The sequence below is a fragment of the Pseudomonas sp. Pse79 genome, from assembly GCF_024519615.1.
Classification (GTDB): domain Bacteria; phylum Pseudomonadota; class Gammaproteobacteria; order Pseudomonadales; family Pseudomonadaceae; genus Aquipseudomonas; species Aquipseudomonas veronii.
In genome coordinates this window covers 70,800-93,041 of record NZ_JALJRR010000002.1, presented here as the reverse complement: position 1 = coordinate 93,041, position 22,242 = coordinate 70,800, and the positions used below count along the sequence as shown (strand labels likewise).

Below are 22,242 nucleotides of genomic sequence, written 5' to 3'. Positions count from 1 at the left end.
TGAGAACCGTATGTCCGACCACGATATTTTGAGTGATGCCGAGCGCGAAGCGCTGAGCGCTGTGATGCTGAAGCCTGATTTACCGCCACAACGCGTGTTGATCGTCGACGACGACAAGGATGCGCGCGAACTGCTGGCGGAAATCCTGGGCCTGGACGGGATTCGCTGCATGACCGCCGAGAGTGGTGAGGCAGCCTTGAAACTCTTGAAGTCGAGCCGCTCCATTGGGTTGCTGATCACCGACCTGCGCATGGCGCCGAGCAACGGCCTCCAGTTGATTCGCGAAGTGCGCGAATCCGAGCGCGCGGCGCTGCCGATCATCGTCGTGTCCGGGAACGCCGGAGCGCTGGATGTGATCGATGCGATGCATTTGAGCGTGGTGGACTTTTTGCTCAAGCCGATTGATAGCGTGAAGTTGGCGAAGATGGTCAAGCGCGAGTTGGGGATGAGGTCCTGATTTTTGCGGTGTATGTAAAGGCCTCATCGGGGGCAAGCCCCCTCCCACAGTTGACCGCGTACATCCTGTGGGAGGGGGCTTGCCCCCGATGAGGCCATTCCGGACACCACAAGCCTCAAAGAAAAAGCCCTGATCGCAAGACCAGGGCTTTTTCATTTACAGGCCGTTTTTAGCCTTGAACTCCCGACGCCTGCGATGCAACACCGGCTCGGTATAACCATTAGGCTGTTTGGTGCCTTCAATCACCAACTCCACCGCCGCCTGGAACGCGATATTGCTATCGAAGTCCGGCGCCAGCGGGCGGTACAACGCATCCCCGGCATTCTGACGGTCTACCACCGGCGCCATGCGCTTGAGGCTTTCCATCACCTGATCCTGAGTGACCACGCCGTGGCGCAGCCAGTTGGCGATGTGCTGGCTGGAAATGCGCAGGGTGGCGCGGTCTTCCATCAGGCCGATGTCGTTGATGTCCGGCACTTTCGAGCAGCCGACGCCCTGGTCGATCCAGCGCACCACATAACCGAGGATGCCCTGGGCGTTGTTGTCCAGCTCGTTGCGGATTTCTTCGTCCGACCAGTTAGGGTTGTTCGCCAGCGGGATGGTCAGGATATCGTCCAGCGACGCGCGCTCGCGCTTGGCCAGTTCGGCCTGGCGCGCGAACACGTCGACCTTGTGGTAGTGCAACGCGTGCAACGCAGCCGCCGTCGGCGACGGCACCCAGGCGGTGTTGGCGCCGGCCAGCGGGTGGGCGATTTTCTGTTCGAGCATCGCCGCCATCAGGTCGGGCATGGCCCACATGCCTTTACCGATCTGCGCACGGCCTTGCAGGCCGGTAGCCAGGCCGATATCGACGTTCCAGTTTTCGTAGGCACCGATCCATTTTTCCGCCTTCATCGCGGCCTTGCGCACCATCGCGCCGGCTTCCATGGAGGTGTGGATTTCATCGCCGGTGCGGTCGAGGAAGCCGGTGTTGATAAACACCACGCGCTCGCTGGCGGCCTTGATGCAGGCCTTGAGGTTGACCGTGGTACGGCGCTCCTCGTCCATGATCCCGACCTTGAGGGTGTTGCGCGGCAGGTTCAGCACGTCTTCGATGCGGCCGAACAGCTCGTTGGTGAACGCCGCTTCTTCCGGGCCGTGCATTTTCGGTTTCACGATGTACACGGAACCGGTGCGGCTGTTCTTGCGGCTGCTGTTGCCGTTGAGGCTGTGGATCGCCGCCAGGCTGGTGAGCAGACCGTCGAGAATGCCTTCCGGTACTTCGTTGCCGTTTTTGTCGAGGATCGCGTCGATGGTCATCAAGTGGCCAACGTTGCGCACGAACAGCAGCGAGCGACCGTGCAGTGTCACGTCCTGGCCATTCACGCCGGTGTAGACGCGGTCGGCGTTCATGGTGCGGGTGAAGGTCTTGCCGCCTTTGGCCACTTCTTCGGCCAGGTCGCCTTTCATCAGGCCGAGCCAGTTGCGGTAGATCACCACTTTGTCGTCGGCATCGACGGCGGCGACGGAGTCTTCGCAGTCCATGATGGTGGTCAGCGCGGCTTCCATCAGCACGTCTTTGACGCCGGCCGCGTCGGTCTGGCCGACCGGGGTGCTGGCATCGATCTGGATTTCGAAATGCAGGCCGTTGTGTTTGAGCAGGATCGCAATCGGCTGGGCGCTGTCGCCCTGGAAGCCGATCAACTGGGCATCGTCGCGCAGGCCGCTGTTGCTGCCGCCTTTGAGGCTGACCACGAGTTTGCCGTCAACGATCTTGTAGCCAGTGGAATCGACGTGGCTGCCGGCGCTGAGCGGCGCGGCTTCGTCGAGGAAGGCGCGGGCGAAGGCGATGACCTTGTCGCCGCGCACCTTGTTGTAGCCCTGGCCCTTTTCGGCGCCGTCGGCTTCGCTGATGGCGTCGGTGCCATACAGCGCGTCATACAGCGAGCCCCAGCGCGCATTGGAGGCGTTGAGGGCGAAACGGGCGTTCATCACCGGCACAACCAGCTGGGGGCCGGCCATGCGGGCGATTTCGTCATCGACGTTTTGGGTCGAGGCCTGGAAGTCTGCGGCTTCTGGCAGCAGGTATCCGATATCTTGCAGGAAGGCTTTGTAGGCCACCGGGTCATGCGCCTGGCCGGCGTGAGTCTGGTGCCAGGTGTCGATCCGCGCTTGGAAATCGTCGCGTTTGGCGAGTAGGGCTTTGTTCTTCGGTGCCAGGTCGTGGATGACCTTGTCGGCACCGGCCCAGAACTGGTCGGCAGTGATGCCGGTACCGGGAATGGCTTCGTTGTTCACGAAGTCGAACAGGACTTTGGCGACCTGCAGGCCACCGACTTGAACGTGTTCAGTCATTGCTTGCCTCACTCTGCGGAGCTTATGCGCTTTTCAGCTTTTCAATTTACCAATGAAGCCTCTGGCCATTTAAACCGCGGGCACGCTGCGCCGGTACATGCCTGTGAAGGCGGCTGGGCAGGCTGTGTCGCGGAGCATGGTTGCCGTGGCAGACATCGACCCAACGTTATGTAGTGCGCGATTGCGCATACTACATGATGACTTGCGCTTGTGAAAATTAGACTAAATACGTCGTTTAGCGACCCACTTTGGTCGTATGGTCACAGTGGGGTCTTGGATGTTCTCAAGAAACAGATGGATTGTTCCAGATAAATATAAAAATGGTACACGATTTGTTTTCGGGGGCATCTGCGTCCACCTTGTAGATTGAATTCCAGAGGGCTTCGCCATGGACCATCTTGTACTCACTATCATTGCCGCCGACAAACCCGGCCTGGTTGAACGCATTGCGCAGAACATCGCGGCCCACGGCGGCAACTGGCTGGAGAGCCGCATGGCGCACATGGCCGGGCAGTTTGCCGGGATTCTGAGGGTCAGCGTTCCCGCCGAGAACCGTCAGGCCCTGGTGAATGCGCTGGAGGACTTATCCACACACGGCATTCGCGTGCTGGTGGGCGAGAGCGGCGCCGGGCAGGCGGCGGCGTCCAAACCGATCACCATGACGCTGGTGGGCAACGACCGGCCGGGGATCGTGCGTGAGATCACCGCGCTGTTGAGCAAGCAGGGGGTGAACCTCGAACGCTTGAGCACCGACGTGCGCCCGGCGCCGATGAGCGGCGATCCGCTGTTCCACGCCGATGCATCACTGGCGGTGCCGTCTGGCTTGGCGCTGGACACCCTGCAAGCGGCCCTGGAAACCCTGGCCGACGACTTGATGGTGGAGTTGGAACTGCGCCGCGAGGAATAACCACCCACAAGGTTATGCATGGAAATCTTGCATGTGCCTGTGGATAACCTGTAGAGACCCGGCGCCAGGCCACGCCGGCCGTGCTTCTCCGTCAGCTGAGCAAAAAACGAGCAGTTTCAAGGGCTTGTACACAAATGGCGGGGATCAGGTTGTGGATAACCTTGGGGTGGATCTCTGCAAGCCATGCGGGCCGTGGCTTGCAGAAGTTTGTACGTTATTTGATCAGCGTTTGCGCACGGTCAGCCAGGCGTCCAGGCTGTAGACCACCAGGCCGGCCCAGATAAACGCGAAGGCGATCAGCGTGCTGGTTGCCAGTTGTTCACCAAACAGCAGCACCGCTTCGAGCAGCACCAGGGTCGGCGCCACGTACTGCAAAAAGCCCAGGGCGGTGTAGGGCAAATGCCGTGCGGCGGCGTTGAAGCACACCAGTGGGATCAGCGTCACCGGGCCGGCGGCCACCAGCCACCAGGCTTCGGACGTACTCCAGAATGCCAACTGCGCGCTGTGCGCCGACGGGTTGAACAGCAACCAGGCGACGGCGATCGGCACCAACATCCAGGTTTCCACCACCAGCCCCGGCAGTGCCTTGACCGGCGCCTGCTTGCGGATCAGGCCATAGAAACCGAAGGTCAGCGCCAGCGCCAGCGACACCCACGGCAAACTGCCCACCTGCCACACCTGTTGCGCCACCCCCGCGGCGGCGAGACCGACGGCGAGCCATTGCAGGCGGCGCAGGCGTTCGCCGAGGAGCAGCATGCCGAGCAACACGTTCACCAGCGGGTTGATGTAGTAACCCAGGCTGGCTTCGAGCATGCGTCCGCTGTTCACCGACCACACATAGGTCAGCCAGTTAGCCGCAATCAACGCCCCGCTGAGCGCCAGGATCGCCAGGCGCCGCGGGTTATCGCGCAGTTCGCGGAACCAGCCGGGGTGTTTCCAGACCATCAGCAGCAGCGTGCCGAACAGCGCCGACCAGAGCACGCGGTGTACGATGATTTCGGCGGCGGGGACACTGGCGATGGCTTTGAAGTAGAGCGGGAACAGACCCCAGATGACATAGGCGCTCAGGCCCAGGATGTAGCCCTTGCGGGGGTTGGCGGCGTGCATTGCAGAATCCTTGCTTAGGCAGCTAACAAAGCGCGATTGTAAGGATATTTGTCCGCTCGTGGGGCCTGCAGTGCTTTATGTGGGGGGGCTTGCTCCCTCCCACAGAAAGCAACGCCGTCAGAACAGTTTCAGCGGTTCTTCGTTGAGCGCCGACAACTGTTCGCGCAACGCCAACACCTGATCACCCCAATACCGCTCACTGCCGAACCACGGAAAGCTGTGGGGGAACGCCGGATCATCCCAACGCCGCGCCAGCCAGGCGCTGTAGTGCATCAGGCGCAAGGCCCGCAGCGGTTCGATCAGCGCCAGTTCGCGTGGGTCGAAATCGTGGAACTCCTGGTAGCCGTCCATCAACTCCGACAGCTGGCCCAGACATTCCTGACGGTCGCCGGCGAGCATCATCCACAGGTCCTGCACCGCCGGGCCCATGCGGCAGTCATCGAGGTCGACGATGTGGAACATCTCGTCGCGGCACATCATGTTGCCGGGGTGGCAATCGCCGTGCATGCGGATGTTCTTGTGCGGCGTGGCCTTGTACACCTCTTCCACACGCTTGAGCAGGTCGCGGGCCACGGACTCGTAGGCCGGCAGCAGGCTTTTGGGAATGAAGTTGCCTTCGAGCAGGGTGGTGAGGGAGTCGTGGCCGAAGTTCTTCACGCCCAGGGCTTCGCGGTGTTCGAACGGGCGGGTCGCGCCGACCGCGTGCAAGCGCCCGAGCAACTGGCCAAGGCGATAGAGCTGGTCCAGATTGCCCGGCTCCGGCGCCCGGCCGCCACGGCGCGGGAACAGAGCGAAGCGGAACCCGGCGTGTTCGAACAGGCTTGAGCCGTTATGGATCATCGGCGCGACCACCGGCACATCGCACTCGGCCAGTTCGAAGGTGAAGCTGTGTTCTTCGAGGATCGCTTCGTTGCTCCAGCGCTGCGGTCGGTAGAACTTGGCGATCAGCGGCTCGGCGTCTTCGATGCCCACTTGATACACACGGTTTTCGTAGCTGTTGAGCGCCAATACGCGCGCATCGCTGAGGAAGCCGATACTTTCGACAGCATCGAGCACCAGGTCGGGGGTGAGTGTTTCAAACGGATGGGCCATGCGAACTCCTGCGCGCAGCAGGGCGCCGCGTCCGGCCGGGTATGGTAACGCACCGGGCTTGAGATAGGGGGCGGCTGTGCCATTGCTATCGGGGGCAAGCCCCCTCCCACAGTTGAAGGTATTCACAAATCAAAATGTGGCAGGGGGCTTGCCCCCTCCCACAGTTGAAGGTATCCACAAATCAAAATGTGGCAGGGGGCTTGCCCCCTCTCACAGTTGAAGGTATTCACAAATCAACATGTGGCAGGGGGCTTGCCCCCCTCTCACAGTTGAAGGTATTCACAAATCAACATGTGGGAGGGGGCTTGCCCCCGATAGCGGTCTGTCAGGCGCCCACGATCCCACCATCATCCCGCCGAATCGCCATCACCGACGAACGCGGCTTGCCATTGGGCAGATGCTCCGGCCACGTCGAACCACCGGTTTCGCCGGGATGCTGAATCCCCACGAACAAGGTCTTCTGATCCGGCGAGAAGCTGATCCCCGTCACCTCGCACGCCACCGGCCCGACCATGAAACGGCGGATTTCCCCGGTGTTGGGGTCGGCGCAGAGCATCTGGTTATTGCCCATGCCGGCGAAGTCGCCGCCGTTGCTGTAGTCACCGTCGGTCAGAATCCACAGGCGCCCGGCTTTGTCGAAACCCAGGCCATCGGGGCTGTTGAACATGTTCTGTGGGTTGATGTTCGACGAGCCGCCCTTCGGCGTACCGGCATGCACGCCGGGGTTGCCCGCGACCACAAACAGATCCCAGGTGAAATCGGCGGCGCCGTGGTTATCGGCGTTGGGCTTCCAGCGCAGGATCTGGCCGTAGACGTTTTTCTCGCGTGGGTTGGGCCCACCGACCGGCTGGCCGTCTTCGCCGCGCTTGGCGTTGTTGGTCAGGGTGCAATAGACCTGGCCGTCGGTGGGGCTGACCACGATCCATTCCGGGCGGTCCATGCGCGTGGCTTTCACCACACTGGCAGCCAGGCGTGCATGGATCAGCACTTCGGCCTGGCTGGCGAAACCGGTGCTGGCGTCGATGCCGTTCTTGCCATGGGTCAACTCGACCCACTGGCCGTTGCCCTTGGGGTGGTCGGCGTTGCCGTCGCCAGCGTCGAAGATCGCCACAAACAACGTGCCATGGTCGAGCAGGTCTTTGTTGGCCTTGGGGTTCTGGTGGTCGATCGGGTCGCGGCTGACGAACTTGTAGATGAATTCGCCGCGCTCGTCGTCGCCCATGTACACCACGGCGCGGCCGTCGCGGGTTTCCGCGAGGGCTGCGTTTTCATGCTTGAAGCGGCCAAGGGCGGTGCGTTTGACGGGGGTGGAGTGCGGGTCGAACGGGTCGATTTCCACCACCCAGCCATGGCGATTGAGTTCGTTGGGATTCTTGGCCATATCGAAACGCGGGTCGTGCAGGTGCCAGTTGATCTCTTTGCTCGCCGCCACCACGCCGTAGCGCTTTTGCCCGGTGTCGAAGGTTTGTTGTGGGTTGCTGCTGCCGAAGCAGTCGGTGAAGTTCTCTTCGCACGTCAGATAAGTGCCCCACGGCGTCTTGCCGTTGGCGCAGTTCTGGAAGGTGCCGAGGGCTTTTTTGCCGGATTTGTCGGCGCTGGTTTTCAGCCAGTCATGGCCGGCCGCCGGGCCGCTCAGGCGGATCGGCGAGTTGCCGTGGATGCGCCGGTTGTAGCGCGAGTCCTGGACGAACTGCCAGGTGTCGCCCTGGCGGCGCACTTCGATCACCGACACACCTTCGCTGGCCTGGGCCTTGCGCACGTCTTCGGCCGATTGCGGCGCGCCGCCGTGGGCGAAGAGGTAGCGGTAGTTGGTGTATTCGTTATTGATCGCCATCAGCGCGCGGTTGTCGTCGCCGGGGAAGGCGAACAGGCTCATGCCATCGTTGTTGTCACCGAACTGCTGCTCCTGGGCCTTGGCCGTGCCGTTGCCGGACGGGTCGAACGCCGGGGCATTCTTGTGCAGCGGCTGGCCCCAACTGATCAGCACCGAGGCGCTGTAGCCGGGCGGCAGGGTGATGCTGTCGCTGGTGGCGGCGGCGATGCTGGCGAACCCCAGCAGCGGGCTGGCGTTGGCGGCATTCACGGCCAGCGCGCTGCGGGTCAGCAGGTTGCCGCCGAGGAACATCGCGGCTCCGCACAGGGCACCGGCGCCGATGAAGCGGCGGCGGGTGAGGCCGACCATCTGTTCGAGGTCGGTGGCTTGGTTTTCTTCTAATAGGCTCATGTCAGGCTCCCTGCGGTTTTTGCAGACACCATAAGGAGCGGGCATGACGAAATTGTTGCAGTTTGACGGCGGGCGCAGCAGGCCCGGCGCTTAGACGGGCGTGCCGAGCAATACATTGCTCGGCGCGAATTGCACCTGGATCGGCTGGCCTTCGGCGGCGCCCAGGGCCTTGAGCGCGTGGGGCTGGGCCAGGGCGCAAAGTACCTGGCCATTGGGCAGGGCGATTCGCACTTCGCTGGGGCCGTCCGCGGCGTCGAGAATGGCGTCGACGCTGCCGATCAGGCAATTGTGTCCAGGTGTTTCTGGGTGCTGGCTGGCGCACACCTCCAGCCAGCCGGCCTTGATCAGGGCGACCACTTCAACACCGGCTTCCAGCTCCAGCCGTTGCGTGCTGTCGTGGGTGATCTGCGCGCTCAGGCTCAGGCCGCCGGCCAGTTGCAGGCGGATCAGATCATTGCGGCCGTGACGCTCGATGGCGACGACCTGGCCATGCAGTTGGTTGCGCGCACTGGTGCGCAGCATCAGGCGGCCCAGCAGGTTGAAGTCGCTGGCGGCTTCGTCCGAGCCGAGCACTTCGGCCTGTAACACTTGCAGGCGCTGATAGAGACGCAGCACGCGCTCGCCTTCGGCCGTCAGCCTGGCGCCGCCGCCGCCCTTGCCGCCGACGCTGCGTTCCACCAACGGGTTTTGCGCGAGGTTGTTCAGTTCGTCGATGGCGTCCCAGGCCGCTTTGTAGCTCAAGCCGGCGCTTTTCGCCGCGCGGGTGATCGAGCCCTGCTCGGCGATATGCGCGAGCAAAGCGATGCGCTGCGGGCGACGGATGATGTGTTGGCTGAGGGAGGTCGGCAGAGACATGGGGTTACGCTTCGATGAGATGAGCGGAACGTTGCGGGCAAGGCCGGCCGGAGTCAAGTCAGGCACCCGGTTTGGGCGTGCGCGCCAGGCAGTACACGTCGACCTGCCGCGCTCCGGCCTCCATCAACAGACGTGCCAGGCTATGGGCGGTCGCACCGGTGGTGAGCACGTCGTCGACCAGCGCAAAGTGGCGGTCCTGTACCGGTATGTCGCGCGCCAGGGCGAAGGCGCCGCGCAGGTTGCGTTGGCGGCTCTTGGCGTCGAGCGCCTGTTGCGCGACGGTTTCACTGGGGCGTAACAACAGGTGTTCATTGTAGGCAATGTGCAGTTCGGCGCTGAGCCAGCGTGCCAGCATCAACGCCTGGTTATAACCGCGCTCGCGCAGGCGTTTGCGCGCCATGGGCACCGGCAGCAGGCAGTCGGGGCGCGGCAGTTCGGCGTTGTCGAAGCGGTGTTGCAGATGGCGTCCCAGCAAGCGCCCCAGCAGATGCCCGAGGGGCCAGCGCGCCTGATGCTTGAAGCGGCTGATCAGGCTATCGACGGGGAAGCTGTAGCGCCAGGCGGCAATGACCTGTTTAAAGGCCGGCGGGTGTTTCTGGCATTGGCCGCAGATCAGACCGTCCAGCGGCAGGGGCAGGGCGCAGACCTCGCACTGCTCCATCAGCCAGGGCAGCTCGGTTTCGCAGGCGTTGCACACACAATCGGCCGACTCAGTGGCTTCATCGCAGATTAAACAGTTCTGTACGTTTTTTGACCATATGTAAACTTGGTGTTTGTATCCAGGTTGACAGTGCATGAATCTTCCTTAAATATGCCGAGCATCCGTGTCGTGCCTGTGGGTATTGCCCTTCCCACAGCGTTTGCCAAAGCATAATCAAGGAATCGCCCATGAGCGCCAGCACCACTGCCACCCTGCGTCACGATTGGTCCTTGGCCGAAGTCAAAGCACTGTTCGTGCAACCGTTCAATGACCTGTTGTTCCAGGCGCAGACCGTACACCGCGCGCATTTCGATGCGAACCGTGTGCAGGTGTCGACCCTGCTGTCGATCAAGACCGGCGCCTGCCCGGAAGATTGCAAATATTGTCCGCAGTCGGGCCACTACAACACCGGCCTGGAAAAAGAAAAGCTGATGGAAGTGCAGAAGGTCCTCGAAGAGGCGGCCCGCGCCAAGGCCATCGGTTCGACTCGCTTCTGCATGGGCGCGGCGTGGAAACATCCGTCGGCCAAAGACATGCCCTACGTGCTGCAGATGGTCAAAGGCGTGAAGGCCATGGGCCTGGAAACCTGCATGACCCTCGGCCGTCTCGACCAGGACCAGACCGAAGCCCTGGCTCAGGCCGGCCTCGACTACTACAACCACAACCTCGACACGTCGCCAGAGTTCTACGGCTCGATCATCACCACCCGCACCTACGCCGAGCGCCTGCAAACCCTGGCCTATGTGCGCGATTCGGGGATGAAGATCTGCTCCGGCGGCATTCTCGGCATGGGCGAGTCCCTCGATGACCGCGCCAACCTGCTGATCCAGCTGGCCAACCTGCCGGAGCATCCGGAATCGGTGCCGATCAATATGCTGGTGAAGGTGGCCGGCACGCCGCTGGAAAACGCCGAGGAGATCGACCCGTTCGATTTTATCCGCATGCTGGCGGTGGCGCGCATCCTGATGCCGCAGTCCCATGTGCGCCTGTCGGCCGGCCGTGAGGCGATGAACGAGCAGATGCAGGCCCTGGCGTTCTTTGCCGGCGCCAACTCGATTTTCTACGGCGACAAACTGCTGACCACCGCCAACCCGCAGGCCGACAAGGACATGCAACTGTTCTCGCGCCTGGGCATCTTGCCGGAAGCGCGGGAAGAGCACGCCGACGAAGTCCACCAGGCGGCGATCGAGCAAGCGCTGGTGGAACAGAAAAGCAGCGAGCAGTTCTACAACGCCGCGGTTTAAAGCACCACGGCGATCCAAATGTGGGAGCTGGCTTGCCTGCGATAGCGGTCTTTCTGACACTTCGGTGGTGACAGTCCTGCCGCTATCGCAGGTAAGCCAGCTCCCACAGGGGATCGCGCCCTGTCTTACATTTCTCTGATCTGCCGAGGCCTGCATGTCTTTCGATCTCGCCGCGCGTCTCGCTGCCCGTCGTGCCGAACACCTTTACCGCCAACGCCCTCTGCTGGACAGCCCGCAAGGCCCGGAAGTGGTGGTGGACGGTCAACCGTTACTGGCGTTCTGCAGTAACGATTACCTGGGCCTGGCCAATCACCCGCAGGTGATCGAGGCCTGGCGTGCCGGTGCGTCCCGTTGGGGCGTGGGCGGTGGCGCTTCGCACCTGGTGGTCGGGCATGCCACGCCGCACCATGCGCTGGAAGAAGCCCTGGCTGACTTCACCGGACGCCCGCGTGCGTTGTTGTTTACCACCGGTTACATGGCCAACCTCGGCGCGGTCACGGCGCTGGTGGGGCAGGGCGATACGGTGCTGGAAGACCGCCTCAACCATGCTTCATTGCTGGATGCCGGCCTGCTGTCCGGGGCGCGCTTCAATCGCTACCTGCACAACGACGCCGCCAGCCTGGCCAAGCGCCTGGAGAAAGCCACCGGCAATACCCTGGTGGTCACCGATGGCGTGTTCAGCATGGACGGCAACCTCGCCGACTTGCCGGCGCTGGCCCGTGAAGCGCGGGCCAAAGGCGCCTGGTTGATGGTGGACGACGCCCACGGTTTCGGCCCGTTGGGCGCGAACGGCGCCGGTATCGTCGAACATTTCGGCCTGAGCCAGGCGGATGTGCCGGTGCTGGTCGGCACCCTGGGCAAAGCGTTCGGCACTGCGGGCGCCTTTGTCGCGGGCAGTGACGATTTGATCGAAAGCCTGATCCAGTTCGCCCGGCCCTACATCTACACCACCAGCCAACCCCCGGCCCTGGCCTGCGCCACCCTGAAAAGCCTGGAGCTGCTGCGCACCGAGCATTGGCGGCGCGAGCACCTCAACGGCCTGATCCGCCAGTTCCGCCACGGTGCCGAGCAGATCGGCCTGACGCTGATGGACAGCTTCACGCCGATTCAGCCGATCCTGATCGGCGACAGTGCCAAGGCCATGGCGTTGTCGCGGATGTTGCGCGAGCGCGGCCTGATGGTCACCGCGATCCGCCCACCCACCGTGCCCGCCGGCAGCGCCCGTTTGCGCGTGACGCTGACCGCGGCCCACAGCGCGGCGCAGGTGCAGCTATTGTTAAACGCATTGGAAGCGTGTTTCCGCTTGTCCGGTACGACGGAGCCCGACCATGCGTGATCGCTTGATCCTGCTGCCCGGCTGGGGCCTCGGCGTGTCGCCGCTGGAGCCGTTGGCCGCCGCCCTGCACGGCCTGAACGAACACCTGCGCGTACAGGTCGAGCCGTTGCCGGCGTTGGCCTCCAGCGACCTGGATGAATGGCTCGACGAACTCGACGCGAGCCTGCCGGACAACGCTTGGCTCGGTGGTTGGTCGTTGGGCGGCATGCTCGCTTCCGAGCTGGCCGCGCGGCGCGGCGAGCGTTGTTGTGGGTTGCTGACCCTGGCGAGCAACCCGTGTTTCGTCGCCCGCGATGGCTGGCCGAACGCGATGCCCGGCGCAACCTTTGAGGCGTTCCTCGCCGGTTGCCACGCCGACGCCCCGGTCACCCTCAAGCGCTTCGGCCTGTTGTGCGCCAAAGGCGCCGCGGACCCTCGCGGCTTGGCGCGTCTGCTGGCCAGCGCGGCACCACAGACGCCGTCGGACGTGTTGATGAACGGCCTCGAGCTGCTTGCCCAACTGGATACCCGCGACGCCTTGGTGGCCTTCCGCGGCCCGCAATTGCACCTGTTCGCGGGCCTGGATGAATTGGTGCCCGCCGAAGCCGCCAGCGACCTGCTGAGCCTGCTGCCCGATGTCGAAATCGGCCTGATTGAACAGGCCGGCCACGCTTTTCTCCTGGAGGACCCCCACGGTGTAGCGGGGGCCATCCAGGCTTTTTTGCACGAGTGCGTTGATGACTGATTTAGCCCATGCCTGCCTGCCAGGCGCGTTGCCGGACAAGCGCCAGGTGGCGGCCTCCTTTTCCCGTGCCGCCGCCAGTTACGACAGCGTGGCCGAGTTGCAGCGCGCGGTGGGGCATGAATTGCTGACCCGTCTGCCGCCGGCCTGCAGTGCGCAGCGCTGGTTGGACATGGGCTGCGGCACCGGCTATTTCAGCCGCGTGCTGGGCGAACGGCTGCCGGCCGGCCAAGGCGTGGCGCTGGATATTGCCCAAGGCATGCTCGACCATGCGCGGCCGTTGGGCGGCGCGCAGCATTTCATCGCCGGTGACGCCGAGCGCCTGCCGTTGCAGGCGGCCAGCTGCGGGTTGATCTTCTCCAGCCTGGCAGTGCAATGGTGCGCGGATTTCGCGGCGGTGCTCAGCGAAGCCTATCGCGTGCTGCAGCCGGGCGGCGTGCTGGCGTTCGCCAGCTTGTGCGTGGGCACATTGGACGAGTTGCGCGAAAGCTGGCGGGCGGTGGACGGGCGGGTCCACGTCAACCGCTTCCGCAGCTTCGAAGCCTATCAACAGCTGTGCGCGGCCAGTGACTTCAAGGTGCGGAGCCTGGAGCGGCGTGCTCATGTGTTGCATTACCCGGATGTGCGCAGCCTGACCCACGAATTGAAAGCGCTTGGCGCGCACAATCTCAACCCGGGGCGGCCGGGAGGGTTGACGGGCCGCGCGCGGATTGTTGCACTGATCGACGCCTACGAGCAGTTCCGCCAGGCCCAGGGCCTGCCGGCCACCTACCAAGTGGTGTACGCCGTACTGGAGAAACCGCTATGAACGCCGCTTATTTCATCACCGGCACCGATACCGATGTCGGCAAGACCACCATCGCCGCCGGCCTGCTGCATGCCGCGCGCCTGGCCGGCAAAAGCACCGCCGCCGGCAAGCCGGTGGCTTCCGGTTGCCAGGTCACCGCCAAAGGTTTGCGCAACGCCGATGCGCTGGCACTGCTGGCCGAGTGTTCGTTGCCGTTGAGTTATGCCGAGGTCAACCCGGTGGCGTTCGAGCCGGCCATCGCGCCGCACCTGGCCGCGCGCGAGGCGGGCGTTGCGCTGACGGTGCAATCGCTGCTCAAACCCATGCAACAGATCCTGGCGCGAAAAGCTGATTTCACCCTGATCGAAGGCGCGGGCGGCTGGCGCGTGCCGTTGGCCGACCAGGACAACCTGTCCGACCTGGCCATGGCGCTGCAATTGCCGGTGATCCTGGTGGTGGGCGTGCGCCTGGGGTGCATCAGCCATGCCCTGCTCACCGCCGAAGCGATCGCGCGCGATGGCCTGCCGCTGGCCGGTTGGGTGGCGAATATCATCGAGCCGAAGACCTCTCGTCTGGAAGAAAACCTCGCCACCCTGGCCGAACGCTTGCCCGCGCCGTGCCTGGGCCGGGTGCCCAAACTCAAGCACGCCAGCAGCGCCGCGGTGGCTGAGTACCTGCACTTGGACTTGCTTGACTGATTTTGGCTATCGATAAGGCATTATGCCATTAGTGTTTTTGACGGGCCTTTTGCCCGGATGTCTGTTTCAATTCAACTTCACGATTCTCTCAGCAGGTCCACGCCATGGAAATCTCTGGCAGCAGCGCGTTTTATTCAGGCCTGAGCACCATTCAGGCCGGGCAGAGCCGCGTCGACCAGGCCGCCGGCAGGATTGCCAGCGCCGCCACTACCCAGCCGTCGGACGCCCAGAGCGACCTGCTGCAGGCCAATGACCGCGCCCAGCCGACCAACTCGGCGAGCAATATGGTCGAAATGGCCCAAGGCAAGTTTCAGGTGGAGCTGGGCGCGAAAGTCGCCAAGGCTTCCGATGAAATGCTCGGCACGTTGATCGACACCTTCGCCTGACCCCCTGAAGCAACGCGGTGTGCCAGGCACACCGCTCGCGCCTGCACCTTCGCCTTTTTCCCGATAACCCTTGTGGCGCCTCGCCGCAGGCATCGTCGTGCGCGCTCTTGAGCGGTGTCATGACAAACGGCAGCGGGACGACGCTTGACATCCCCAGGTCGTAAACGTATGTTTCAAACACCTGTTTGACCGCCATAACAAATCCCACGCGGTTGTTCATCCCAGACACATCAGCAGAGGTTTATCGCTATGCCTGACTACAAGGCCCCCTTGCGTGATATTCGCTTCGTTCGTGACGAACTGCTCGGCTATGAAGCGCATTATCAAAGCCTGCCGGCTTGCCAGGACGCTACTCCGGACATGGTTGACGCCATTCTTGAAGAAGGCGCCAAGTTTTGTGAGCAAGTACTGGCACCGTTGAACCGCGTGGGTGACATCGAAGGGTGTACCTGGAGCGAGTCAGGCGTTAAGACCCCTACTGGTTTCAAAGAAGCCTACAAACAGTTTGTCGAAGGCGGCTGGCCGAGCCTGGCCCACGACGTGGAGCACGGTGGCCAAGGCCTGCCGGAATCCCTGGGCCTGGCGGTCAGCGAAATGGTCGGCGAAGCCAACTGGTCGTGGGGCATGTACCCAGGCCTGTCCCATGGCGCGATGAACACCATCTCCGAGCACGGCACCCCCGAGCAACAAGACGCCTACCTGACCAAGCTGGTGTCGGGCGAATGGACCGGCACCATGTGCCTGACCGAGCCTCACTGCGGCACCGATCTGGGCATGCTGCGCACCAAGGCCGAGCCTCAGGCCGACGGCACCTACAAAGTCTCCGGCACCAAGATCTTCATCTCGGCCGGCGAACACGACATGGCCGACAACATCGTCCATATCGTCCTGGCCCGCCTGCCGGACGCACCGGCCGGTACCAAAGGCATCTCGCTGTTCATCGTGCCCAAATTCCTGCCGAACGCCGATGGCTCGATCGGTGCGCGCAACGCGGTGACCTGCGGTTCCCTGGAACACAAGATGGGCATCCACGGTAACGCCACCTGCGTGATGAACTTCGACGCAGCCACCGGTTTCCTGATCGGCCCGGCGAACAAAGGCCTGAACTGCATGTTCACCTTTATGAACACCGCTCGCCTGGGCACCGCGCTGCAAGGCCTGGCCCACGCCGAGATCGGCTTCCAGGGCGGCCTGAAATACGCTCGCGATCGCCTGCAAATGCGTTCCCTGACCGGCCCGAAAGCGCCGGACAAAGCGGCCGACCCGATCATCGTCCACCCCGACGTGCGCCGCATGCTGCTGACCATGAAAGCCTTCGCCGAAGGTAACCGTGCGATGGTGTACTTCACCGCCAAGCAAGTGGACATCGTCAAGTACGGCACCGACGACGAAGCCAAGAAACAGGCCGATGGCCTGCTGGCCTTCATGACCCCGATCGCCAAGGCGTTCATGACCGAAGTCGGCTTCGAGTCCGCCAACCACGGCGTGCAGATCTACGGCGGTCACGGCTTCATCGCCGAGTGGGGCATGGAGCAGAACGTGCGCGACAGCCGTATTTCGATGCTGTACGAAGGCACCACCGGCATCCAGGCGCTGGACCTGCTCGGCCGTAAAGTGCTGATGACCCAAGGCGAAGCGCTGAAGGGCTTCACCAAGATCGTCCACAAGTTCTGCCAGGCCAACGAAGGCAACGAAGCGGTCAAAGAGTTCGTGACACCGCTGGCCGCGCTGAACAAAGAGTGGGGCGAGTTGACCATGAAGGTCGGCATGGCGGCGATGAAAGACCGTGAAGAAGTCGGTGCCGCGTCGGTGGACTACCTGATGTACTCCGGTTACGCCTGCCTGGCTTACTTCTGGGCCGACATGGCACGCCTGGCGGCCGAAAAACTGGCCGCCGGCACCAGCGAAGCGGCGTTCTACACCGCCAAGCTGCAGACCGCGCGCTTCTACTTCCAGCGCATCCTGCCGCGTACCCGTACTCACGTGGCCACCATGCTGTCGGGCGCCAACAACCTGATGGACATGAAAGAAGAGGACTTCGGCCTGGCTTACTAAGCCTCACCGAGCCCACTTGAAAAACCGTCGCTCCTGTTGGGGGCGACGGTTTTTTTTTGCCGATAAAAAACGCAGCGGGGCGCTCAGGGATTGCGATTGGCTGCCGTTACAGTGATGGCAATGTGATACAGGCCGGGCAGGGTATGTTTAACTGTCTGGAGTAAGGCACAGTGCCATCATTCCTGGCGGGTCGGAGTTTTACCCTTGTCACGCGCGTCCGCTTTACGTTTCAGTCATTTCCTCCCTTCATTGCTGCTGTTACTGGCCGGGCTCTCGGCTGCGTATGTCAAGGACCTCAACGTCTTCTTCACCTCGCTGTTCAACGTGTTGCCGACCCTGGTGCTGTTGCTCGGCGGTTCGTATTGCGCGGTCTATCGTCGCCAGCGTGAACTGTTCCTGATGATCACGGTGTACATCGCCTACTTCCTGCTCGACACCCAGACCGACTACTACCGCGACAACGGCCGCGTGCGCGAAGACGCCGCGGTGGTGTTCCACTTGTGCTGCCTGTTGCTGCCGCTGCTGTTCGGCCTCTATGGGCTGTGGCAGGAAAAAACCCACTTGTTCCGTGATTTTGTCGCGCGCTGTGCGGTGCTGCTGGCGGTCGGCAGTGTCGCGTTGGCGCTGGAGCAAAGTTATCCCCAGGCGCTGCTGAACTGGCTGGCGGAAATTCGCTGGCCGGCGCTGCATGGCGCCTGGATGAGCCTGATCCAGCTGTCGTACCCGATGTTCCTGATCGGTTTCCTGACCCTGGTGGCGCAATACTGGTACCAGCCGCGCCCGCTGCACGCGGCGCAGATGGTGGGGCTGGTGGGATTGTTCTGGATGTTGCCGCAGACGTTTATCCTGCCGTTCACTCTGAACATCATGTGCAGCCAGGTAATGCTGATGATTGCGGCCGCGGTGGCCCACGAGGCCTATCAGATGGCGTTTCGTGACGAGTTGACCGGCCTGCCGGGGCGCCGCGCACTCAATGAGCGCATGCAGCGACTGGGGCGCAACTATGTGCTGGCGATGAGCGACGTCGATCACTTCAAGCGCTTCAACGACACCCATGGCCACGATGTCGGCGACCAGGTGCTGCGCCTGGTCGCCAGCAAGCTGTCGAAGGTCAATGGCGGCGGACGCGCCTACCGTTATGGCGGTGAAGAGTTCGCCGTGGTGTTTGCCGGCAAGACCCTGGATGAATGCATGCCGCACCTGGAAGAAATCCGCGAGATCATCGCCAACTACGACATCAAGCTGCGCAACCCGGACCGCCCGCAGGATGACCTGCAAGGTCGCCAGCGGCGCGCGGGCAGCGGTGCGTCGAGTGTCTCGGTGACCGTCAGCATCGGCGTGGCCGAGCGCCAGGCCGAGCACCGCACCTCCGAAGAGGTGCTCAAATCCGCCGACCAGGCGCTGTATGCCGCCAAGGGCGCGGGGCGTAACTGCGTGATTGCGGCCGGGCAAAACCGCCGTGGCGCGGTACGCACGCAGAGTGCTGCCGGTTGAGTGATGGTGCTGTATTCAGCGGCGCTACAGTGATTGTCCGGGGCGGTGGCCGGCAGTAGGTTGAAACCATCTGCTGCCGGAGACATTGCCATGCCTGAGTACAAAGCTCCCCTGCGCGACATGCGCTTTCTGATCGACAACGTGTTTGATTTCCACGCTCACTACGCCGCCCTTGGCGCGACGGACGCCAGCCCGGACATGGTCAGCGCGATCCTCGAAGAAGGTGCGAAATTCTGCGAGAACGTGCTCGCGCCGCTCAACCGCAGCGGCGATGAAGAAGGCTGCCATTTCGACAAAGGCGTGGTGACCACGCCCAAGGGCTTCAAGGAAGCCTTTGCTCAGTATGTGCAAGGCGGCTGGCACGGCGTGGCAGCCGACCCGGCCTACGGCGGTCAAGGCCTGCCGCAATCCCTGGGGCTGGTGCTCAGCGAAATGATCGGCTCCAGCAACACCTCCTGGGGCATGTACCCGGGGCTGACCCACGGCGCGATGTCGGCGATCCACGCCCACGGCAGCGCCGAACAGAAAGCCACCTACCTGAGCAAACTCACCGCTGGCGAATGGACCGGCACCATGTGCCTGACCGAAGCCCACTGCGGCACCGACCTGGGCCTGATCAAGACCCGCGCCGTGCCCCAGGCGGATGGCAGCTATGCGGTCAGCGGCAGCAAGATCTTCATCTCTGCCGGTGAGCACGACTTGAGCGCCAACATCATCCACCTGGTGCTGGCCAAGCTGCCGGACGCCCCGGCCGGCACCAAAGGCATCTCGCTGTTTATCGTGCCCAAGTTCCATGCCGATTCGGGCGAGCGCAACGCGGTGCATTGCGGCTCCATCGAGCACAAGATGGGGATCAAGGCCTCGGCCACCTGCGTGCTGAACTTCGACGGGGCCAAGGGCTTTTTGATCGGCGAGGCGAACAAAGGCCTCAACTGCATGTTCACCATGATGAACCACGCGCGGCTCGGCACCGGGATGCAAGGGCTGTGCAACGGCGAAGCGAGCTTCCAGGGCGCGATCAGGTACGCCAACGACCGCCTGCAAATGCGCGCGCTGACCGGCGCCAAGGCCCCTGAAAAAGCCGCCGACCCGATCATCGTCCATCCCGACGTGCGGCGCATGCTGCTGACCATGAAGGCGTTCAACGAAGGCAACCGGGCGCTCACCTATTTCACCGCGCAACTGCTCGACACCGCGCACTTGAGCAGCGACGCCGGCCAGCGCCAGGAGGCCGAAGACCTGTTGGCATTCCTCACGCCGATCTGCAAAGCCTTCATGACCGACGCCGGGCTGGAAGTGACCAACCACGGCATGCAGGTGTTCGGCGGCCATGGTTTTATTCGCGAGTGGGGCATGGAGCAGTTGGTGCGCGATTGCCGCATTGCGTCGATCTACGAAGGCACCAACGGCATCCAGGCGCTCGACTTGCTGGGGCGCAAGGTGTTGGGCAGCCAGGGCAAGCTGCTGCGCGGTTTTACCCGGATTGTGCATAAGTTCTGTGAAGCGCATGCCGAGCATGCGCAGCTCAAGGCGTATGTGGCGCAGCTCGATCAACTGAACCGGCAATGGGGCGAGCTGACGACCGAGGTCGGCATGGCCGCGATGAAAAACCCTGACGAAGTGGGCGCCGCCGCGGTGGACTACTTGATGTACAGCGGTTACATCGTCCTCGCCTATTTGTGGCTGCGCATGGCGATCGCGGCGCAGACCCACGACGATGCCGACTTCGCCAAGGCCAAGCTGGCCACCTGCGACTTTTACTTCAAGCGCCTGCTGCCGCGCACCGCCACCCATCGGGCTGCCGTGCAAGCGGGCAGCGAGTGCCTGATGAGTCTGCCTGCGGAGGCATTCGGCGGCTGATGACTTAAAAATACCAATCAGTCAAAAGTGGACCCTATGTGTCTGAAAAGTTGTTCGGGTACACTCGGCGCCTGTAAAACCGACCCTATCGAATTACTTTTCACGTTCTCACGAGGTTTGCCATGGCTGATTACAAAGCGCCGTTGCGTGATATGCGCTTCGTCCTCAACGAAGTTTTTGAGGTCGCCACACTTTGGGCCCAATTGCCGGCATTGGCAGACACGGTCGACGCCGAAACCGTTGAGGCAATCCTCGAAGAAGCCGGTAAAGTCACCGCCAAATCCATCGCCCCGCTCAGCCGTAGCGGCGATGAACAGGGCTGCCGCTGGGCCGACACCGTTGTCAGCACCCCGGACGGCTTTCCACAGGCCTACACCACCTACGCCGAAGGCGGCTGGGTGGGCGTAGGCGGCGATCCGGCGTTTGGTGGCATGGGCATGCCCAAGGCGGTGTCGGCGCAAGTCGAAGAGATGATCAACTCGTCGAGCCTGGCGTTTGGCCTGTACCCGATGCTGACTTCCGGCGCCTGCGTGTCGATCAACACCCACGCCAATGAAGCACTCAAGGCCACTTACCTGCCGAATATGTACTCCGGCAAGTGGGCCGGTTCCATGTGCCTGACCGAGGCCCATGCCGGCACCGATCTGGGCATTATCCGCACCAAGGCCGAGCCTCAGGCGGACGGTTCCTACACCATCAGCGGCACCAAGATCTTCATCACCGGCGGCGAACACGACCTCACCGAGAACATCATCCACCTGGTCCTGGCAAAACTGCCGGATGCGCCTGCGGGGCCGAAGGGCATTTCGCTGTTCCTGGTGCCGAAGTTCATGGTCAATGCCGACGGCAGCCTGGGCGCGCGTAACCCGGTGAGCTGCGGCTCCATCGAACACAAGATGGGGATTCAAGCGTCGGCGACCTGTGTGATGAACTTCGACCAAGCCGTGGGTTACCTGGTGGGCGAGCCTAACCGGGGCCTGGCGGCAATGTTCACCATGATGAACTACGAGCGTCTGGGCGTAGGCATCCAGGGCCTGGCGTCCGGTGAGCGGTCCTACCAGAACGCGATTGAATATGCGCGCGACCGCCTGCAGAGCCGTGCGCCGACCGGTGCCCAGGCCAAGGACAAAGTCGCCGACCCGATCATCGTCCACCCCGACGTGCGTCGCATGCTGTTGACCATGAAGGCGTCGAACGAAGGCGGCCGTGCATTCTCCACATATGTGGCGATGCAGCTGGATATCGCCAAGTTCAGCGAAGACGCCGCCGCCCGCGAGCGCGCGGATAACCTGGTGGCCTTGCTGACCCCGGTGGCCAAGGCATTCCTCAGCGATCTGGGCCTGGAAACCACGGTGCTCGGCCAACAAATCTTTGGCGGCCACGGTTACATCCGCGAGTGGGGCCAGGAGCAATTGGTGCGTGATGTACGCATTACCCAGATCTACGAAGGCACCAACGGCATTCAGGCCCTGGACCTGATGGGACGCAAGATTGTCGGCAGTGGCGGCGCGTTCTACACCCTGTTCGCTGACGAGATCCGCCAGTTCACCGCCACCGCGGGCGCGGAGCTGGCTGAGTTCACCGCGCCGCTCAATGCCGCGGTGGATAGCCTGGATGAGTTGACGGCCTGGGTGCTGGACCGTGCCAAGAGCAACCCGAATGAAATCGGTGCGGCCTCGGTGGAGTATTTGCATGCATTCGGTTACATGGCCTACGCCTACATGTGGGCAAGGATGGCCAAGGCGGCGCTGGGCAAAGAAGCCGAGGAAGGTTTCTACGCGAGCAAGCTGGGCACCGCACGTTTCTACTTTGCCCGTCTGCTGCCGCGTATTCAGTCGTTGAGCGCGTCGGTAAAAGCCGGTAGCGAATCGCTGTTCTTGCTGGATGAGGCCCTGTTCTAAGGGTGTAGAGGCTTTGTAAGCATTCTCTTACATGACGTGCTGCTAATCGTCCTCTATCGCCAAATTGGATCCACGGATAATCTA

18 protein-coding genes are annotated in these 22,242 nt (G+C 62.8%); 12 read left to right on the top strand and 6 right to left on the bottom strand.

Annotation, left to right across the window (positions count from 1 at the left end):
- The first annotated feature begins 10 nt into the window (after positions 1 to 10).
- Positions 11 to 457 (top strand): response regulator, encoded by a 447-nt coding sequence (locus tag NR164_RS03575; protein ID WP_046381830.1) that lies wholly within the window; start codon positions 11 to 13, stop codon positions 455 to 457.
- 156 nt (positions 458 to 613) lie between these two features.
- Here the strand turns inward: NR164_RS03575 and NR164_RS03570 are convergent, their stop codons facing one another.
- Positions 614 to 2,791, bottom strand: a complete 2,178-nt coding sequence (locus tag NR164_RS03570; RefSeq protein WP_046381831.1) for a malate synthase G — start codon at positions 2,789 to 2,791, stop codon at positions 614 to 616.
- A 388-nt stretch (positions 2,792 to 3,179) separates the two neighbouring features.
- Here NR164_RS03570 and NR164_RS03565 point away from each other — a divergent pair, with 388 nt between their 5' ends.
- Positions 3,180 to 3,698: a glycine cleavage system protein R gene (locus NR164_RS03565; RefSeq protein WP_017847852.1), complete on the top strand. Its 519-nt coding sequence runs from the start codon at positions 3,180 to 3,182 to the stop codon at positions 3,696 to 3,698.
- Positions 3,699 to 3,920: 222 nt separating this feature from the next.
- On the opposite strand, the gene rarD is transcribed toward NR164_RS03565, so the two are convergent.
- From rarD to NR164_RS03540, 5 genes are all read right to left on the bottom strand, one after another.
- Positions 3,921 to 4,805, bottom strand: a complete 885-nt coding sequence (gene rarD, locus NR164_RS03560; protein ID WP_017847851.1) for an EamA family transporter RarD — start codon at positions 4,803 to 4,805, stop codon at positions 3,921 to 3,923.
- Positions 4,806 to 4,922: 117 nt separating this feature from the next.
- A complete protein-coding gene (locus tag NR164_RS03555) occupies positions 4,923 to 5,897 on the bottom strand; it encodes a serine/threonine protein kinase (protein ID WP_017847850.1) in 975 nt (324 codons plus the stop codon).
- 325 nt (positions 5,898 to 6,222) lie between these two features.
- Positions 6,223 to 8,121: a PhoX family phosphatase gene (locus tag NR164_RS03550; RefSeq protein ID WP_046381833.1), complete on the bottom strand. Its 1,899-nt coding sequence runs from the start codon at positions 8,119 to 8,121 to the stop codon at positions 6,223 to 6,225.
- Positions 8,122 to 8,211: 90 nt separating this feature from the next.
- The gene (locus NR164_RS03545) at positions 8,212 to 8,976 is read right to left on the bottom strand and encodes a TOBE domain-containing protein (protein WP_256822307.1); all 765 of its coding nucleotides are present in this window, start codon (positions 8,974 to 8,976) and stop codon (positions 8,212 to 8,214) included.
- Between the two features lie 58 nt (positions 8,977 to 9,034).
- Positions 9,035 to 9,772: a ComF family protein gene (locus tag NR164_RS03540; protein WP_079444828.1), complete on the bottom strand. Its 738-nt coding sequence runs from the start codon at positions 9,770 to 9,772 to the stop codon at positions 9,035 to 9,037.
- A gap of 92 nt (positions 9,773 to 9,864) precedes the next feature.
- Here NR164_RS03540 and bioB point away from each other — a divergent pair, with 92 nt between their 5' ends.
- From bioB to NR164_RS03490, 10 genes are all read left to right on the top strand, one after another.
- Positions 9,865 to 10,920, top strand: a complete 1,056-nt coding sequence (gene bioB / locus NR164_RS03535; protein WP_017847846.1) for a biotin synthase BioB — start codon at positions 9,865 to 9,867, stop codon at positions 10,918 to 10,920.
- Positions 10,921 to 11,074: 154 nt separating this feature from the next.
- Positions 11,075 to 12,256: an 8-amino-7-oxononanoate synthase gene (bioF, locus tag NR164_RS03530; protein WP_256822306.1), complete on the top strand. Its 1,182-nt coding sequence runs from the start codon at positions 11,075 to 11,077 to the stop codon at positions 12,254 to 12,256.
- Positions 12,249 to 12,980, top strand: a complete 732-nt coding sequence (locus NR164_RS03525) for an alpha/beta fold hydrolase (protein ID WP_017847844.1) — start codon at positions 12,249 to 12,251, stop codon at positions 12,978 to 12,980. Before bioF ends, NR164_RS03525 begins: the two co-directional genes overlap by 8 nt.
- Positions 12,973 to 13,785, top strand: a complete 813-nt coding sequence (gene bioC, locus NR164_RS03520) for a malonyl-ACP O-methyltransferase BioC (RefSeq protein ID WP_017847843.1) — start codon at positions 12,973 to 12,975, stop codon at positions 13,783 to 13,785. Before NR164_RS03525 ends, bioC begins: the two co-directional genes overlap by 8 nt.
- Positions 13,782 to 14,462 carry a dethiobiotin synthase gene (bioD, locus tag NR164_RS03515; RefSeq protein WP_046381837.1) on the top strand — a complete coding sequence of 227 codons (681 nt, stop codon included), beginning with the start codon at positions 13,782 to 13,784 and terminating at the stop codon, positions 14,460 to 14,462. The genes bioC and bioD overlap by 4 nt, the downstream gene beginning before the upstream one ends.
- A gap of 104 nt (positions 14,463 to 14,566) precedes the next feature.
- Positions 14,567 to 14,848, top strand: coding sequence for a hypothetical protein (locus NR164_RS03510; protein ID WP_046381838.1), 282 nt, complete (start codon positions 14,567 to 14,569; stop codon positions 14,846 to 14,848).
- Between the two features lie 249 nt (positions 14,849 to 15,097).
- Complete coding sequence (locus NR164_RS03505) at positions 15,098 to 16,903, top strand: phenylacyl-CoA dehydrogenase (protein ID WP_046381839.1); 1,806 nt, start codon at positions 15,098 to 15,100, stop codon at positions 16,901 to 16,903.
- Between the two features lie 204 nt (positions 16,904 to 17,107).
- On the top strand, positions 17,108 to 18,397 hold the full coding sequence (locus NR164_RS03500) for a diguanylate cyclase (RefSeq protein ID WP_079444824.1): 1,290 nt from the start codon (positions 17,108 to 17,110) through the stop codon (positions 18,395 to 18,397).
- A gap of 90 nt (positions 18,398 to 18,487) precedes the next feature.
- Complete coding sequence (locus NR164_RS03495) at positions 18,488 to 20,257, top strand: acyl-CoA dehydrogenase C-terminal domain-containing protein (protein WP_256822305.1); 1,770 nt, start codon at positions 18,488 to 18,490, stop codon at positions 20,255 to 20,257.
- Positions 20,258 to 20,379: 122 nt separating this feature from the next.
- A complete protein-coding gene (locus tag NR164_RS03490; protein WP_046381842.1) occupies positions 20,380 to 22,158 on the top strand; it encodes an acyl-CoA dehydrogenase C-terminal domain-containing protein in 1,779 nt (592 codons plus the stop codon).
- Positions 22,159 to 22,242 lie beyond the last annotated feature (84 nt).

Excerpts from the sequence above, each read along its gene's own strand:
- NR164_RS03575 (WP_046381830.1), top strand. The coding sequence starts at position 11 with ATGTCCGACCACGATATTTTGAGTGATGCCGAGCGCGAAGCGCTGAGC.
- NR164_RS03570 (WP_046381831.1), bottom strand. The coding sequence starts at position 2,791 with ATGACTGAACACGTTCAAGTCGGTGGCCTGCAGGTCGCCAAAGTCCTG.
- NR164_RS03565 (WP_017847852.1), top strand. The coding sequence starts at position 3,180 with ATGGACCATCTTGTACTCACTATCATTGCCGCCGACAAACCCGGCCTG.
- rarD (WP_017847851.1), bottom strand. The coding sequence starts at position 4,805 with ATGCACGCCGCCAACCCCCGCAAGGGCTACATCCTGGGCCTGAGCGCC.
- NR164_RS03555 (WP_017847850.1), bottom strand. The coding sequence starts at position 5,897 with ATGGCCCATCCGTTTGAAACACTCACCCCCGACCTGGTGCTCGATGCT.
- NR164_RS03550 (WP_046381833.1), bottom strand. The coding sequence starts at position 8,121 with ATGAGCCTATTAGAAGAAAACCAAGCCACCGACCTCGAACAGATGGTC.
- NR164_RS03545 (WP_256822307.1), bottom strand. The coding sequence starts at position 8,976 with ATGTCTCTGCCGACCTCCCTCAGCCAACACATCATCCGTCGCCCGCAG.
- NR164_RS03540 (WP_079444828.1), bottom strand. The coding sequence starts at position 9,772 with ATGCACTGTCAACCTGGATACAAACACCAAGTTTACATATGGTCAAAA.
- bioB (WP_017847846.1), top strand. The coding sequence starts at position 9,865 with ATGAGCGCCAGCACCACTGCCACCCTGCGTCACGATTGGTCCTTGGCC.
- bioF (WP_256822306.1), top strand. The coding sequence starts at position 11,075 with ATGTCTTTCGATCTCGCCGCGCGTCTCGCTGCCCGTCGTGCCGAACAC.
- NR164_RS03525 (WP_017847844.1), top strand. The coding sequence starts at position 12,249 with ATGCGTGATCGCTTGATCCTGCTGCCCGGCTGGGGCCTCGGCGTGTCG.
- bioC (WP_017847843.1), top strand. The coding sequence starts at position 12,973 with ATGACTGATTTAGCCCATGCCTGCCTGCCAGGCGCGTTGCCGGACAAG.
- bioD (WP_046381837.1), top strand. The coding sequence starts at position 13,782 with ATGAACGCCGCTTATTTCATCACCGGCACCGATACCGATGTCGGCAAG.
- NR164_RS03510 (WP_046381838.1), top strand. The coding sequence starts at position 14,567 with ATGGAAATCTCTGGCAGCAGCGCGTTTTATTCAGGCCTGAGCACCATT.
- NR164_RS03505 (WP_046381839.1), top strand. The coding sequence starts at position 15,098 with ATGCCTGACTACAAGGCCCCCTTGCGTGATATTCGCTTCGTTCGTGAC.
- NR164_RS03495 (WP_256822305.1), top strand. The coding sequence starts at position 18,488 with ATGCCTGAGTACAAAGCTCCCCTGCGCGACATGCGCTTTCTGATCGAC.
- NR164_RS03490 (WP_046381842.1), top strand. The coding sequence starts at position 20,380 with ATGGCTGATTACAAAGCGCCGTTGCGTGATATGCGCTTCGTCCTCAAC.